The following is a 14,585-nucleotide window of genomic DNA, read 5'->3' as shown; positions in this document are numbered from 1 at the left end:
TGGAGGTGATATAGTGATGGGTAGCTTTAGCTATAAAGACATCTATGTTGAGGATGGAAAAAGGGTATTGGAAGTAAACATACTTCCTGAAAAGTACTGCAATTTTGACTGTATATTTTGTCCTATTGGAAGGTCGTATAATAAAGTAGATGTGCCTCAATCTTTTTATGATATGAATGATTCATTGAAAGAATTAGAAAGTATGATAGAAAAGAATAGAGCAGAACTAATTTTTATTAATTCAAAGGGAGAAGCTCTATTGAATGATAAAATTTGTGATATTATTGAATTAATAAAGAGAAAGAAAGTATCTGTACGATTACTTTCTAATGGGTATCTATTGGGTAAAGATGAATATATAAAAGTAGCCAATATGTGTGATGAAGTTGTTGGAGAGATAAAAACAATATCAGAAGAAGATTTTCAACGAATTCAAAGACCAATTGTAGGATATACTCTAGATGAATATATTTCAAATATGATTTTATTTAATAGACAGTATAGAGGAAAATTTATTTTAGATGTAACAGTTATCAAGGGATATAATGATAAGTCTATTGATAAGATGAAGAGTATTATTGCTGAATTATCTCCAGATAAAGTGATTGTTGAAAGAATGAATGATGAAAAGTTTAAGAAAAAGTTTAGTGTATCTGATGAAAGATTTGAAGAAATTTCAAAAGAATTGTGTAATATTAAAAGTATTAAGAAGAAATAAATTAAGTATTTATATGGATAATTATAAATCTGATGAAATTTCATGTTTATATTATAAGAGAGTAAAAGAAAGTTATAAATTTAAAATATTTTATAAATAGAAAATAAAAAATTAGAATATAATAAAAGCCCTTAAAATAATAAATCAATCTATTTTAAGGGCTTTTTACGATATATTTTCAACTTGTATCTTTAACAATAAAAATATATTGTTATTTATAATATTTTTATTGAAAAACGATATTAAATAATGTATTATACTATATATAAAATATTTTAAAGGAGCTGATATGATGTCTAATAAACTTATAAAAAATTTATTAAGTGGTATACTTCAAATTTTATTTTTTCTTTTGGGACTAGCAATTGTAATAGGAGGATTTAAAAGTTTTATGTATCTTTGTTTTAGTGGAGAAGCAACTCTACAAGGATCTATTTATGGTACATTAATGTTTGTTTTATGTGTATCATATTTTATTATTATAAAATCATTGATAGAAGTATTAAATAGCTCTGAGTACAGTCTATTTGTAAAAGAAAATGTAAAAAGATTTAAGCTTATTGGCTATCTTTTGCTTTTAAATTCTATAATTGAATTTATTTCAACTTTTGGTACTACTGGGGAAGGCATGAGATTTATAGATTTAGGTTTTGGATTTTATTTTACAGTACCAGTATTTGTATATTTTATAACTTCTCTTATGAGTTTTGTAGTTGCAGATGGATTTATAAAAGCAATAAAGATAAAAGAGGACAATGATTTGACTATTTAGGAAGTATACATGTCAATTATAGTTAATTTAGATGTAATGATGGCAAAAATAAGAGTATCTCTTAAAGTTTTAGATTGCCAAACAGGAGATATACTCTAATATGTAGAAGATAAATAAATCTAAAAGAGTAATTAATTAGCAATTTAAGATAAAATGTATTAAATCATAATACTATTAACAGAATAATAAAATGAACAGAAATTATCATGATAAAATATAATTATGTTTCAATTAAAATAAAAAAATCACTTTAATAAAAAAGCTACTTTTTTATTAAAGTGATTTTTTTGTAATTTATTAAGGTACAACTCTAAATAATTTTACTCAATGGCATAGGTGATTAATTTAAATAGATATGTTTGAAGCTATAAATTACATATTATATTCTATAACTTTATCATTAAATCATAATCTAGGTTTTTGTTAGAAAAACTTTCAATTAACTTTGACTTACATTTAGCATTTTTTAGAACATAGTTGTTTAGCCAATAAACGATTGCATTTCCTCTATAATTTAACCCAATTTTAAATCCATTTTCATATTCCCAGAAAGGATGTTCTTCTTCTGTATTATCAATCCAATTATAGAATTTATCTCTAATTTCATATTTTTTTAAATCAATGTCATTAGGTACTTGTATGTAATCAGAATTGTAATCGCCACCAAAGCTTACTTTTATAATCACTATTAACCTCCAGTTTTGTTTATTTAGAATTATATCATATTTTACAAAGTCTGAAATTTTTAATAGTACTACACTTTCAATTACTAACATTCAAAAATAAATTGATACTGGAAAAATAGTGATTATTATAATAATTTTAAAATCTAGATATTTTTTTATTGGGAAATAATTGATATAAAATAGATATATGTATGTAATAAAAGTGAAGTAAAGATATTATTAAAATTTATTTACTGATTAGTCTAGTCTATTTTGAAAAAAAGTATTATAATATCCTTTGTATGTAAATAGAGGCATTTTTATGAAAAAAATTTAGTATAAAAAAAATTACTATATATTATTGTAATTAAATATATAAAAAAAGTAAAATATTTAGAAAAGTATATTTCTAAATCTAACTTTTAATATGGTATAAAAATTAGAAAATTAACAAAAAATACAAAAATTCACATTTTTTTCATAAATTGTTTGACTAAAAAATTCACGTGTTGTAGAATTATGTTAGCGGGAGTTTTGGGGGAGGTGTAAATAATGATAAAAAAAATACCACAAGCAGAACTAAAAGTAATGAAATTTATTTGGAGAGTAGATGCTACAGTGACATCAAAAGATGTTATTGAAGCAATGGAACAAAAATATGGCTGGAAACAAACTACGACACTGACACTTTTATCAAGGCTAGTAAAAAGAGGATTCTTAGATGCTCAAAAAATAGACAGATATACACATTACACAATAGTGGTAAAACATAAAGAATATTTAAGCTTTGAGACAAAGGATTTCCTAAGCAATATACATGATGATTCTTTTACAAGCTTAATTTCAGCATTACATGAGGATGAAAATTTAGGCAGAGATAAGCTGGATTTTTTAGAAAGTTATTTTGATAATTTAAAGGATGAATAATTATATGCTATATGTCTTTGACAATCTTATACAGACAACTATTATATGTAGTCTTGGTATTTGTCTATTATTATTTTTGAAAAGATATGTGTTTAAGAAGTTTAGTAAGAGATTTAATTATTATGTTTGGTTGATAGTAGTTTTTAGAATGTTACTTTTTCTATTTAATTATACAATAATGTATGAAGTAGAAGAGCCTAAAAGGAATGTGGTAGGAAACGATATTATTGACATTTCTACAGGTAATAATATTATGCTGTATTTATCTTATTTATGGATACTTGTAACCATAGTCATTGCAGTTTATACATTTGTAAAGTATACAAAATTTAAAAATCTTGTTGTTGATCTATCTTATGATATTGAAGATAATGATGTAAATTGCATCTATAAAAATTTGTTGGAAGAATTAAATATAAAAAAGAAAATTGAGTTAAGAGGTTCTGATGAATTGATAAGTCCAGCAGGTATGGGATTATTTAAATCTTACATATTCTTACCAGACTATCCTTATAGTAAGGATGAGTTGACTTGGATTTTAAAACATGAATTAATGCATTTTAAAAACAAGGATATTTTGATAAAGTTTGCAGTGTTGTCTGTCAAAATAATATATTGGTTTAATCCACTTGTTTATATAATGAGTAATAAAGTAAATCTAGATTGTGAATTATGTTGTGATGAAAGTGTTTTGTCTGATTGTTCTTTAAAAGATAAGAAAGATTATGCATTAGCACTTATAAAGTCAATTAAATTGAGTAAAAATTATAATAGTGGTATTTTGACAACTGAATTTAATAAGACCAATTTAGAAAAGAGACTTGATAGCATTGTTAAGAAGAAAGGCAGAAATGGAATATTAGTATTATTAATTTTGTTTACATTGTTTTCAGTTACATATTTTGATTTTGAAAGTATTAGTTTTGATAATCCAACTTCTTTAAGAAATATAGGGATTTTAGAAAAATCAGGAGCTAATCTTAGAGAAGAGAATGATTATAACATGAAAATTATGTATCCAAATGAATAAATTTCTACATTATTAAAAACAAATTAGGAGGACTTTTGAAATGAAAAATCTGAAAAAAATTTTAGTAGTTACAGGATGTTTGACTCTAATATCTACTAGTTTAGTATTTGCGAACACTAACAATGATGTAAATGTATCAAAAAGTAATGGAGAGCAAACAACAAGTTCATTTACAATAACTGGTTATGAATTTACTTATGAAAATGCACCACAATCTATAAAATCTGATTATGAAAAAAAATGTGAAGAATTGAATATAAATCCATCTAAAGATGATAAAATCTTTATTAATGAAAAATTTATAGATGGATATAATATAAATATAGAGGATTACAATATTGAACCAAGAGCTTTTATTGTTAGATATAAAAAAGAATTAAATCGTTTTGATGTTACTGGTCCTATAAGTTATAGTGTAAATATAAATACTACTGTAGTAGGATATGGACATATAGAAAAAGGTAATCCTGTACATTTAGTGCAACTTTTATGCCAACAAATAAATGGTTCTGATATTGTTCCTGATAGTAAATTTGGAAATGAAACGTACACTCAAGTAAAAGTACTACAAGGAAGACTTGGAGTAACAAAAGACGGTGTTGTTGGAAAGGCTACTTGGCAAGCTGCTGGAGAACGCTACTAAAAAAGAGGTTGTCGCACTAAGGAATAGGGCGACAACCTTTTATATAAAATATATTAATCCTAACTTATAAAAACAACTGTTATTATATCTAAAGTTTAAATAAGATTTTTAACATATCATAAGCACTTCCATATAACCTTACTATCAATATCCCTAATCTTCTGACAACCAGTCAAAATCATAGTCTCACATAACTCATTTCTAACCTTCTCTATAAAAAACTCCACACCATCAAGACTACCACCAAAAGAAGCAGTAACAAAAGGTCTTCCCATCAAAACAGCATCAGCACCCAATCCAAGCATCTTAACTACATCAACACCGCTCCTAACACCACCATCAGCAAGTATTGTTATCTTTCCTTTTACAGCATTAGCTATATCTGGAAGTACCTCACAAGTACCAGGAGTATAATCAAGTACTCTTCCTCCGTGATTTGAAACGATAATAGCACTAGCACCAGACTCTACAGCCATCAAAGCATCCTCCACAGTCATAATTCCTTTTATAATAAAAGGTAATCTAGTTGACTCAACTAATTCTCTAATTTCACTAATCGTCTTAGGAGAAAAAGGATTCTCTTGAAGTTGATTATTAATCAATCCACAAGCATCAAGGTCTACACCAACCGCAAAAGCACCTGCTTCTTCAGACAATCTAATCTTTTCTATTATCTTTGAATTTTTCCAAGGCTTTATAAATACAATCCCATTTCCATCATTATCTTTTAATACATCTAAATTATTCAATAAAAAAGTGTCCACATTGGTATCACCAACCATAGCATAAATTCCAGAATTGGAACAACCTCTAACAACAGGTTCTATGTATTCTTTTTCAGAAACTTTACCTCCCATATTCAATACAGTACCTGATACAGGAGCAGCGAATATAGGAGAACTCATTTTTCTGCCAAATAATTCTATAGAAGTATCTGGATTTGAAACATTATGTATGACTCTCATATTTATCTTTATTTTTTCTAGGCTCTTTCTATTTTCAATAAAAGATGAGCCACTTCCTTTGCCTCCCATGCCAGGAACATTTCCAGCACAAGCTAATCCATTACAAATTTTACAGACTTTACATGTTCCATTAAAGTTCTCTCTAGCTGATTTTAACAATTCATTATAATTCATATAAAAATCCTCCTTTTTTATAATATTAAAATTGAGCATTACTATATTGAAAATATCTTAATTGTAAGTGTAGAAATGATATTATGATGAGTTAAACTAGATAATACATATTAGATATTTTTTATTGTTGTAGATACTTAAAGTATAGCATATGAACTGCATTAATTATAGAAAAATAAATAGTGCTTGTTTAAGTATACATTTTGAGAAACTTTAAAAGGACTATATATAGATTTCTTTGAAAATCTATATATAGTCCTTAAATTTATGTCAATTCCTTTTTTATTAATGAATATATAATATAGAATACAATATACAAAAAAGTTTCTCAAAATGCTACGCCAATCCCCATTTACAGAGCAACATCATTATACTGTGTAAATTTGAATCAACAATATTTTCACCATATTTCACCATAAAATCATCTAATTGTGTGTCAATAAACGAATAATATCCACTTATACTATCAATGTAGGCAGTCATTAAGTGTATACATTCATCACTCTTGTCTTTATACATATATATCTCCCCCTATATACAATATATAAATTTAGATACAAAATCGTATCATATTAAATATTTGAGTATGTCACATCTATGCAGTTCTATATTTATATCATTATATTAATAGCTAAAGTGAGTTTTGACAATAGGTTTTGAAAAACTGGATATTTAAAGCGTAAACTTGGATTTTAATATAATTAATTGATGTAAATGTATGACGATATATGTATACATGATTTAATTAATTGAAGATATTATAAACAATTGCTTTTATTAAGGTTATTTAAGTGGTAGAATAACTTGGAGATTAATAATTATAAGGAGGATATAATATGAGTTTATATAAGTTTACATATGATGATAAGGAATATTTGTTAAAAGAGGAGAATTGTAGTGCTTTAATAAATGATGAAGAAAATCCAATTCAAGGAATAAGTGTTTCAAAAATAATTGATATACTTAATGAAGTAGATGAGGTTGATTTTGACATAGAATATTATCAAGAGGCATGTCCATTATGTCTAGAAGGAGTTAAAGAAAAGAAAAAATTCTTTCCTTTCTTAGAATATCATTTTTATATTTTTAGTAAAGATGGAAAATATGTAATAAGTAACATATCTAGTGATTATGAAGGATTATCTTTTAATAAATTATCAAGAGCAAATAAAGTTGATAATAGTTATATTGTGAGTGTGATAATTTGCGAAAATTGTCAGGATTATATAATTCAGATAGAAAATTGTATAGTTTAATGTAAAGTATGTCTTAATTTAGGAGAAATTTCTAAATTGGGACACCGACTTTTTTATCAAATAGTATGGAAAATTACTAAATTTATGAGATAATGTAAGTCGGAGGTGAGTTACAATATATATTAAATGTTCGGAAGAGATAGATGATACAATTTTAGATTTAATGTTTAGGTTAACCTTGAATGAAAGATTATTGAATAATAATGATTTTATTGAAAATAAAATTGACGTAGTAAAGAATTCAATCGATTGCTATAAAATTGAACAAAATAGTTTGATGCTATTAAAATTAAATTTTTTGTTAGCTTTATTATATGGTATTCAAGGGCTTAGTGAAAAAATGAAAGAGTATATTTTGATTTCCTATAAATATATTAGTAAAGACTTACCTAAAGATTATAAGTTTCTAGCACGATTTTATTCACAAATAGCTATTTTAAGTTTTAAAAATGAAGATATAAATAATACAAAGCTACATATAGATAAATTTAATGTTATTTGTAATGATAATAATTGTTCAATTGAAGAGATTATTTTCAAATCACAACTTATTTATATTAAGGCAAGTAAGTGTATAGAGTCTTCTATAATAATTAAAGAGATAGAGGATTTATATATAAAGGTAAAAGAAATCAACGATTTTAATTGTAAAAAAATATATTTTTTTATTGTTGGTAAAATATATTTTTTGTTTTTAGATGATGCTATAATTGCTAAAGTAAATTTTTTAAAAGCAAGAAAATATGCAGGTTTATTGAAGGACATGGAAGTATCTTCGTTATGTAATATAAAAATAGGTGAATGTGAGTGTTCATTTGAAAATTATGAAGGTTCAATAGAGTATTTTAATGAAGTAATAAGTAATAAAGAATATATAAATGTAGATACAATACAAAAATATAGAGCATCAAATAATATAACTAAAATATTAATAAAAACTAAAAACTATTCTGAGGCGATAAATAATTTAGCAAAATCTGAAGTATATTTAGAAAAAATTAAAAATCAAAATTTAAAAGAAGTTGAGAAGTTCGATTTATTTATAAGTTTAGCTATGTATTATGCAAAAAGTAATGAAAACTCATTTGAACAATCAATTTGTTATTTAGATAGAGCTAAAAATATATTAAGTATTATAAAAAATGAAGAAGAATATATAATGTATGATTTGGAAGTAGATTATCATCAAGTAAAGATATATTATAGTTTTGGAGATTATAATAGTGCATTAAATACAAGCAAAAAACTACTTGAGAAATCTAAAAATGCTAAAAATTATAATTATGTGAAGTTATCATATAAGAACATATATATGTGTTTTGAAAAACTTCAAGATTATGAAATGAGCATGAAATACTTTAAAATATATTATGAGTTAAAAATGATGTATGTAAAAGCTAGAAATAGAAACTATATAGATTCTTTAAATTATAGACACGAATATATTGAAAAAGAAATAAATAACATGAGAAAAGTAAAAATTGATTTAGATAAGAAAAAATATATGGACCATTTGACAAGTGCATATAATAGAAGTTTTCTGAATGATTTTTTAGAAATGCAGGAAGTCAGCGAATACAGTACTGCGTTTATGATAGATGTAGATTACTTTAAAGACTACAATGATACCTATGGGCATTATAATGGTGATATTGCTCTTAAAAATATAACTACAATAATAAAAAAATATCTAAAAAAAGACATGCTTATGATAAGGTACGGTGGAGAAGAATTTTTAGTACTGTCTGTATGTAAAGATTATAAAAAAAGTAAAATATTTGGAAGAAAGTTGTGTAGAATTGTAAAAAAATTTTTAAACAATAATTTAACTGTTAGTATTGGTATTGATACATGTAAAAATAGTAGTATAGATATAAGTGAAATAATTGGAAATGCGGATAAGGCCTTGTATAAAGCAAAACAAAGTGGAAGAAATAGATGCTTGCATTATCATGATTTTAAGAATTTTTAACTATTTAAATAGGATTGGTGATTTACTTGAAAGGATGTTCAATAGAAGATTTAAAGAGAAATATAAAAAAGATAGAATATGATATGTTGACTAAATTCTATCTAAATTTGACAGATTTAAACTACATCTTGGATTATCACAAAGAACTCTTAAATACAAACATAGAAGTTAAGAATAAAGTTTATGTTTTATATTTAATTAGTTTAATAAACTATATAAAAAAAGATAGGGAAGCATCATACAAATATTTGATAGATTCATTAAAGGATATTAAAAAATTGCCATTAAAAGAGAATGCAGAAATAATATCTAAGATTTATATCTATCTTACACTATCAGCTATTTCTATAAGGAAATATGATAAGGCAAATGACTTTTATTTTTTAGCAAAAAAGATTATAAAACAATATCACTTAAATGAGTTGTTAGTCTTGTTTAATATGAATTTATGTGTAGAAATAAGTGCATTATATCAGACCAAAACGGACGTAATATCCTTAGTAGAGGAAGTATCTTTTTTTACAAATTTAAAAAACAAAACCCTTGTAAGTAGAGCAAACTATATATTTGGAAGAGTCTATCTATATTTATTTAATAACTTTATAAAGAGCATGGAGTATTTAATTGAATGCCTAAGGTTGGCTCAAGAAAATAACTTATATTCTATAGAAGCTTTTTGCAAATGTATAATAAGCTTGTGTTATTTGGAAAGTGGAAATAATATAGAAGCTATAAAATACATAAAGAATGTACTAGATGTTGCACACAATAATAATTCAATATCACTAACTGAAAGAGTTGCCATAAAAATAGACCTTATATGGGCGTATCTAAAGGAAGGTATGAACAAAGAAGCAGAAGATATCTTAGTAAATGCTATAAAATTGATGAAAGTTGTTGAAGGAGTATATAAAGATTATTTGTACTCATTTATATTTTTGTATTCAGCTGAAATTGAGTTAAAGAAAGATAATTTTAATTTTGAAATAGTAAATGCATATTTGATTTTATCAAAAAACATATATAAAAGCTTTGGAGATGTTTTTATATATAATTCTAAACTAGATTATATATATAAGTTGTATGGAGACTTATATATAAAATTTGGTAGTATAGATGAAGGTATAAGCTATTATCTAAAAGGCTTAAACTTAGTTAAAAAAAGTTCATTAAACCCTAAAAAAATGTCTATATTTTATGGACTAATAGCAAATGGATATGAACTAAAAAAAGATTTTAAACTAGCAATAGAATATTATAAAAGTATGGATTGGTACTCTGATAAGTGGGAAAAAAATAATTCCTATAAAACATCTCAGGGAATTCATAAACAATATGAACTTAGAAAAAAACAAGAAAGTTTAAGGGCTCTTGTGGATAATAATAAAAAGTTAGAAAATGATATTTTAAAAGATGGACTTACTCAACTATATAATAGAAGATATTTGGAAGAACAATTAGATTTATTTAATGGAGTCAGAGATAAAAATATGGTCGCAATATTGGTAGATATAGATTATTTTAAAAGTTACAATGATAACTATGGTCATCTAGCAGGAGATAAAGTTATAATTAAGGTAACTGATATTATAAGAAATGTATTTATAGATATTACAGAACACATAATTAGATACGGAGGCGAAGAAATCTTAATATTAGTGGATTCTATAAAATCAGTAAATATTGAAGAAATTAATAATATAGAATTATATATTAAAAGAGTCTTCAAACTTCTTGAATTTGAAGGTATTGAACATATGCATTCTAAAGTAAAAAAACATATAACTATAAGTGCTGGAGTAAGTATAAAAAGATGTCGTAGTAGAAAAGATGTTGAACTATTAATTGAAGATGCAGATAAAAAACTATATAAATCAAAAAAAGCAGGTAGAAATCAATATATTATAATTTAAAATTGAGGTGATTTTATTGAGAAAAAAAATAGGAATTATAGCCTCTGATATTGAATTAAAAGAAAGAATAGAAGAATTATATAGAGAAGATGTAGAAAATGGAACTTTAATAATCGACATACTTAATCTAGACTTAATGGAAAATCAAGGACGTATACTTGTTGAAAAAGGTGCACAAGCTATAATTGGTAGAGGTGGAGGTTATAGTCTAGTAATAGATACAGTAAATGTACCTGTTATACCAATGAATATGAAATCAACTGACCTCTTAAGGGCAATAGAAATAGCAAAGAGATATTCTAAAAAAGTAGTATTGATTCTTGGAGATAATGAGGTTTCTTTTGATTATGTTGGCTGGAGAAATGTTATAAGTACTGAAATAACCGAGGAATGGTTTGAATCTAAATATGAAATAAGAAGTAAGGTTGTAAAATATATAGACCAAAAAGATGAAGTAGTAATAGTAGGTGGAGGTCTAGCTTGTTCTTTTGCAAGACAATATGGCATTGATAGTGTATTTGCAACTGCGAGTGATGAATCTATAAGAGAAGCTGTTGAGTATTGTAAGAAATTATTAGATACATTAGGTGAAGAAAAATTTAATAATGAAGTCTTACGAAATATACTTGATGGTATAAAAGATGGAGTAATCGCTATAGATAGTAATGGTAGTATAATTTTATACAATGAAAGTGCAAAAAACATGCTTAAAGTGGAGAGAAAATGTGCACTTAATAAATACATACTAGATGTATTTCCCAAAATGGAGTGGATGTTAGACTGTTTACATGAAAAAAATGATGTAGAAGATAGAAAGATAAGAAATATAAATAGCTTAATTGTTAATACTAGAACTACATTGATAAAAGTAGACAATAGCACTTATGGAGTCTTAGGAATAATACAAGATATAACAAAATTACAAAACTTAGAAAGAAAAATAAGATTTGATTTAAATCAAAAAGGTCTCTATGCTAGATATACTTTTGATGATTTTTTATTTAAAGATAAATTAACTAAAGAATTTATTGAAGAAGCTAAAAAAATTGGAAAAAGTGATTATACAACTTTACTATATGGAGAAAGTGGGTCTGGTAAAGAAATTATAGCTCATAGTATACATAACATAAGTAGAAGAAAAGATAGACCTTTTGTTGCAATAAATTGCGCTACTATAGCAGAAAATTTGCTTGAAAGTGAACTTTTTGGATACGAAGAAGGTGCGTTTACTGGTGCTAGAAAAGGTGGAAAAAGAGGACTATTTGAACTTGCACATGGAGGGACTCTTTTCTTAGATGAAATAAATAGTCTATCCTTTAATATTCAGACAAAACTATTGAGAGTAATAGAGGAACGCCAAATAATGAGAATTGGTTCTGACTATATAATACCTTTGGATATAAGAATCATAGCAGCAACAAATGAATCTTTAACTGAAAAAATAGTTATGGGTACATTTAGAGCAGATTTATTTTACAGGTTGAGTAGTTTAGAGATAAATATTCCGCCTTTAAGAGATAGAAGAGAAGATATAATACCACTGTTCAATAATTTTGTAAATGAAGTATTAAAGGATGATGGTCTTAATGGAATAAACAGCATAGATGAAAATTTTGTTTTAACTGAAGATGAAATTAATAAGCTGTATAATTATAGTTGGCCTGGAAATGTAAGAGAATTGAAAACAATAGCCCAGAAATATGTTGTGACAGGAAAAATTAAATTGAGAAAAGAACGAGATTTTAAAACTCAAAAAGTAGAATCTAGCTCTGAAATAGACAAATTTAATTCTGAAACGACAGCCAGTGTAGAAATACAAGATGAAGTTGTAGATATAAGTAAGATAAATGATGGTAAGGTATGTATAGATGTAAAAGAGGTAAATAAGTATGTTGAAGAAAAAATAATAAGCATGCTTTTTGCTCAGGGGCTTTCCAAAAATGAAGTTGCACAAGTTCTTGGGATAAGTAGGACATCTTTATGGAAAAAGTATAACAAAAATCTTTAGATAGAAATACATATATATCATTTTAAAAATAATGTTAATTTTTTTAAACAAGTGTTAAAAAAAATTAACATTATTTTTTTGCAATTTTTTGTTTTTTTAGACAAGCATATATATTTACAAGAAAAATAACTAAAATACTTAATTTAATAATGAAAAAAATCAGAATTCTAAACAAAAGTAGTTTTACATAAAGTAAAATTTATTGGCATGCTAATTGCTTAATATATAATGTGAGAGGTAAATACAATTTTAGGGGTGATGGTATGAGTCAAAGTATGGTTGGTAAGCATGCAATGTGGCCAAAAGAAAACGATGTTATATTTAGCATATCTGGTAGAGCTCAAGCAGCAGAGAAGGCTTTAGGTATGGATAATGTAATAAATGCAACAATAGGCGCTCTAATGGATGATTCAGGAAAATTAATAACAATGAAAACTGTATATGAAGAATATAAGGCACTAGATAACTGTGAGATAGGTGCATATGCGGCTCTTGAAGGCCAGCCAGATTACTTAGAAGCAGTTAAAAAAGTATTTTTCAGAGATTACTTACCAGAAGGACATATAAGAGTATTAGCTTCACCAGGAGGAAGTGGTGCAATAAAGTTGGCTGTATGGAACTATACTAATGAAGGTGATGAAGTTTTAACATCTGATTGGTTCTGGAGTCCATATGTAAGTATCGCTGAAGAAGCTAATAGAAAAGTAGTAAACTACCAATTGTTTGATGAAAATAGAAGATTTAATTTTGAGTCATTCAAAGAAAATTTTGTAAATATAGCAGAAAAACAAGATAGAGTTTTTACAATTATAAATACGCCAGCTCACAATCCAACTGGATATAGTGTTGCAGATGATGAATGGGATAAAATATTAGATTTATCAAAAGAAATCGCACAAGATAAAGATAAAAAGATAATATTTTTCGTAGATTCAGCATATATTGACTTTGCAGGTGATGATAATGTCTGTAGAAAGTTTTTTAAGAAGTTTTCTAATCTTCCTGAAAACGTTCTTGTATTGGTTGGATTCAGTATGTCAAAAGGATTTACAGCTTATGGTATGAGAATGGGAGCTATAATTTGTATATCTTCAAGTGAAGATGTAGCTGAAGAGTTCCATTATTCATGTGTTCATTCATGTAGAGCAAACTGGTCAAATTGTAATAGAAGTGCCATGGCAGTATTATCTAACATTGTAAATGACCCTAAAAAATTCAAAGAATATGAAGATGAAAAAGAAATATACAAAAAAATGCTAACTAGAAGAGCAGATGTATTTGTAAAAGAAGCTGAAAGAGTAGGCTTAGAAATTCTTCCGTATATAGCAGGATTCTTTGTAAGTATACCATGTGATAATCCAAGAGAAGTATGTGAAGAATTAACTAAACATAATCTATTTGCAGTTCCATTAAAAATGGGCTTAAGATTTGCAGTTTGTGCAGTTTCAGAAGAAAAATGTAAGAAAGCCCCAAGTATTATAAAAGAAGCACTTGAAAGTTTAGAAGTAAAAATAAATAATTAATTTCATTGAACAAATTGGG

The 14,585-nt window shown here is 25.8% G+C and carries 13 protein-coding genes; 10 read left to right on the top strand and 3 right to left on the bottom strand.

Annotated features, from left to right (window positions below):
* The first annotated feature begins 16 nt into the window (after nt 1-16).
* Nucleotides 17-718 (top strand): radical SAM protein, encoded by a 702-nt coding sequence (locus ACTG44_RS12580; protein ID WP_479920537.1) that lies wholly within the window; start codon nt 17-19, stop codon nt 716-718.
* Nucleotides 719-1,010: 292 nt separating this feature from the next.
* On the top strand, nt 1,011-1,490 hold the full coding sequence (locus ACTG44_RS12575; RefSeq protein WP_479920536.1) for a DUF2975 domain-containing protein: 480 nt from the start codon (nt 1,011-1,013) through the stop codon (nt 1,488-1,490).
* A 386-nt stretch (nt 1,491-1,876) separates the two neighbouring features.
* Here ACTG44_RS12575 and ACTG44_RS12570 read toward each other — a convergent pair whose 3' ends face one another.
* The gene (locus ACTG44_RS12570; RefSeq protein WP_479920535.1) at nt 1,877-2,176 is read right to left on the bottom strand and encodes a hypothetical protein; all 300 of its coding nucleotides are present in this window, start codon (nt 2,174-2,176) and stop codon (nt 1,877-1,879) included.
* A gap of 531 nt (nt 2,177-2,707) precedes the next feature.
* Here ACTG44_RS12570 and ACTG44_RS12565 point away from each other — a divergent pair.
* The 3 genes from ACTG44_RS12565 to ACTG44_RS12555 are packed head-to-tail and all read left to right on the top strand — an operon-like array spanning nt 2,708 to nt 4,755.
* Nucleotides 2,708-3,082 carry a BlaI/MecI/CopY family transcriptional regulator gene (locus tag ACTG44_RS12565; protein ID WP_021385207.1) on the top strand — a complete coding sequence of 125 codons (375 nt, stop codon included), beginning with the start codon at nt 2,708-2,710 and terminating at the stop codon, nt 3,080-3,082.
* Nucleotides 3,075-4,112, top strand: coding sequence for a M56 family metallopeptidase (locus ACTG44_RS12560; protein ID WP_479920534.1), 1,038 nt, complete (start codon nt 3,075-3,077; stop codon nt 4,110-4,112). Before ACTG44_RS12565 ends, ACTG44_RS12560 begins: the two co-directional genes overlap by 8 nt.
* Before the next feature lie 40 nt (nt 4,113-4,152).
* The gene (locus tag ACTG44_RS12555) at nt 4,153-4,755 is read left to right on the top strand and encodes a peptidoglycan-binding domain-containing protein (protein ID WP_479920533.1); all 603 of its coding nucleotides are present in this window, start codon (nt 4,153-4,155) and stop codon (nt 4,753-4,755) included.
* A 116-nt stretch (nt 4,756-4,871) separates the two neighbouring features.
* On the opposite strand, the gene ACTG44_RS12550 is transcribed toward ACTG44_RS12555, so the two are convergent.
* Together ACTG44_RS12550 and ACTG44_RS12545 are read right to left on the bottom strand one after the other, a co-directional pair.
* On the bottom strand, nt 4,872-5,894 hold the full coding sequence (locus tag ACTG44_RS12550) for an alpha-hydroxy-acid oxidizing protein (RefSeq protein WP_479920532.1): 1,023 nt from the start codon (nt 5,892-5,894) through the stop codon (nt 4,872-4,874).
* Between the two features lie 336 nt (nt 5,895-6,230).
* Entirely contained in the window at nt 6,231-6,413 is a 183-nt protein-coding gene (locus ACTG44_RS12545; RefSeq protein WP_227432649.1) for a hypothetical protein, read from the bottom strand.
* Nucleotides 6,414-6,730: 317 nt separating this feature from the next.
* Between ACTG44_RS12545 and ACTG44_RS12540 the strand changes: the two genes are divergently transcribed.
* From ACTG44_RS12540 to ACTG44_RS12520, 5 genes are all read left to right on the top strand, one after another.
* Nucleotides 6,731-7,150 (top strand): DUF3785 domain-containing protein, encoded by a 420-nt coding sequence (locus tag ACTG44_RS12540; RefSeq protein WP_021385113.1) that lies wholly within the window; start codon nt 6,731-6,733, stop codon nt 7,148-7,150.
* A gap of 163 nt (nt 7,151-7,313) precedes the next feature.
* Nucleotides 7,314-9,122 (top strand): diguanylate cyclase, encoded by a 1,809-nt coding sequence (locus ACTG44_RS12535; RefSeq protein ID WP_479920531.1) that lies wholly within the window; start codon nt 7,314-7,316, stop codon nt 9,120-9,122.
* 83 nt (nt 9,123-9,205) lie between these two features.
* Nucleotides 9,206-11,035, top strand: a complete 1,830-nt coding sequence (locus tag ACTG44_RS12530) for a diguanylate cyclase (protein WP_479921699.1) — start codon at nt 9,206-9,208, stop codon at nt 11,033-11,035.
* A gap of 16 nt (nt 11,036-11,051) precedes the next feature.
* A complete protein-coding gene (locus tag ACTG44_RS12525; RefSeq protein WP_021385125.1) occupies nt 11,052-13,043 on the top strand; it encodes a sigma 54-interacting transcriptional regulator in 1,992 nt (663 codons plus the stop codon).
* A gap of 263 nt (nt 13,044-13,306) precedes the next feature.
* The gene (locus ACTG44_RS12520; RefSeq protein ID WP_021385193.1) at nt 13,307-14,566 is read left to right on the top strand and encodes a pyridoxal phosphate-dependent aminotransferase; all 1,260 of its coding nucleotides are present in this window, start codon (nt 13,307-13,309) and stop codon (nt 14,564-14,566) included.
* The last annotated feature ends 19 nt before the right edge of the window (nt 14,567-14,585 follow it).

It is taken from the genome of Clostridioides sp. LIBA-2809, from assembly GCF_056688965.1.
Note: the sequence above shows the minus strand (reverse complement) of the source record. Positions and strands in the feature narration are given on the sequence as shown.

Coding starts and splice junctions, on each gene's coding strand:
- ACTG44_RS12580 (WP_479920537.1), top strand. CDS start 17: ATGGGTAGCTTTAGCTATAAAGACATCTATGTTGAGGATGGAAAAAGG.
- ACTG44_RS12575 (WP_479920536.1), top strand. CDS start 1,011: ATGTCTAATAAACTTATAAAAAATTTATTAAGTGGTATACTTCAAATT.
- ACTG44_RS12565 (WP_021385207.1), top strand. CDS start 2,708: ATGATAAAAAAAATACCACAAGCAGAACTAAAAGTAATGAAATTTATT.
- ACTG44_RS12560 (WP_479920534.1), top strand. CDS start 3,075: ATGAATAATTATATGCTATATGTCTTTGACAATCTTATACAGACAACT.
- ACTG44_RS12555 (WP_479920533.1), top strand. CDS start 4,153: ATGAAAAATCTGAAAAAAATTTTAGTAGTTACAGGATGTTTGACTCTA.
- ACTG44_RS12550 (WP_479920532.1), bottom strand. CDS start 5,894: ATGAATTATAATGAATTGTTAAAATCAGCTAGAGAGAACTTTAATGGA.
- ACTG44_RS12545 (WP_227432649.1), bottom strand. CDS start 6,413: ATGTATAAAGACAAGAGTGATGAATGTATACACTTAATGACTGCCTAC.
- ACTG44_RS12540 (WP_021385113.1), top strand. CDS start 6,731: ATGAGTTTATATAAGTTTACATATGATGATAAGGAATATTTGTTAAAA.
- ACTG44_RS12535 (WP_479920531.1), top strand. CDS start 7,314: ATGTTTAGGTTAACCTTGAATGAAAGATTATTGAATAATAATGATTTT.
- ACTG44_RS12530 (WP_479921699.1), top strand. CDS start 9,206: ATGTTGACTAAATTCTATCTAAATTTGACAGATTTAAACTACATCTTG.
- ACTG44_RS12520 (WP_021385193.1), top strand. CDS start 13,307: ATGAGTCAAAGTATGGTTGGTAAGCATGCAATGTGGCCAAAAGAAAAC.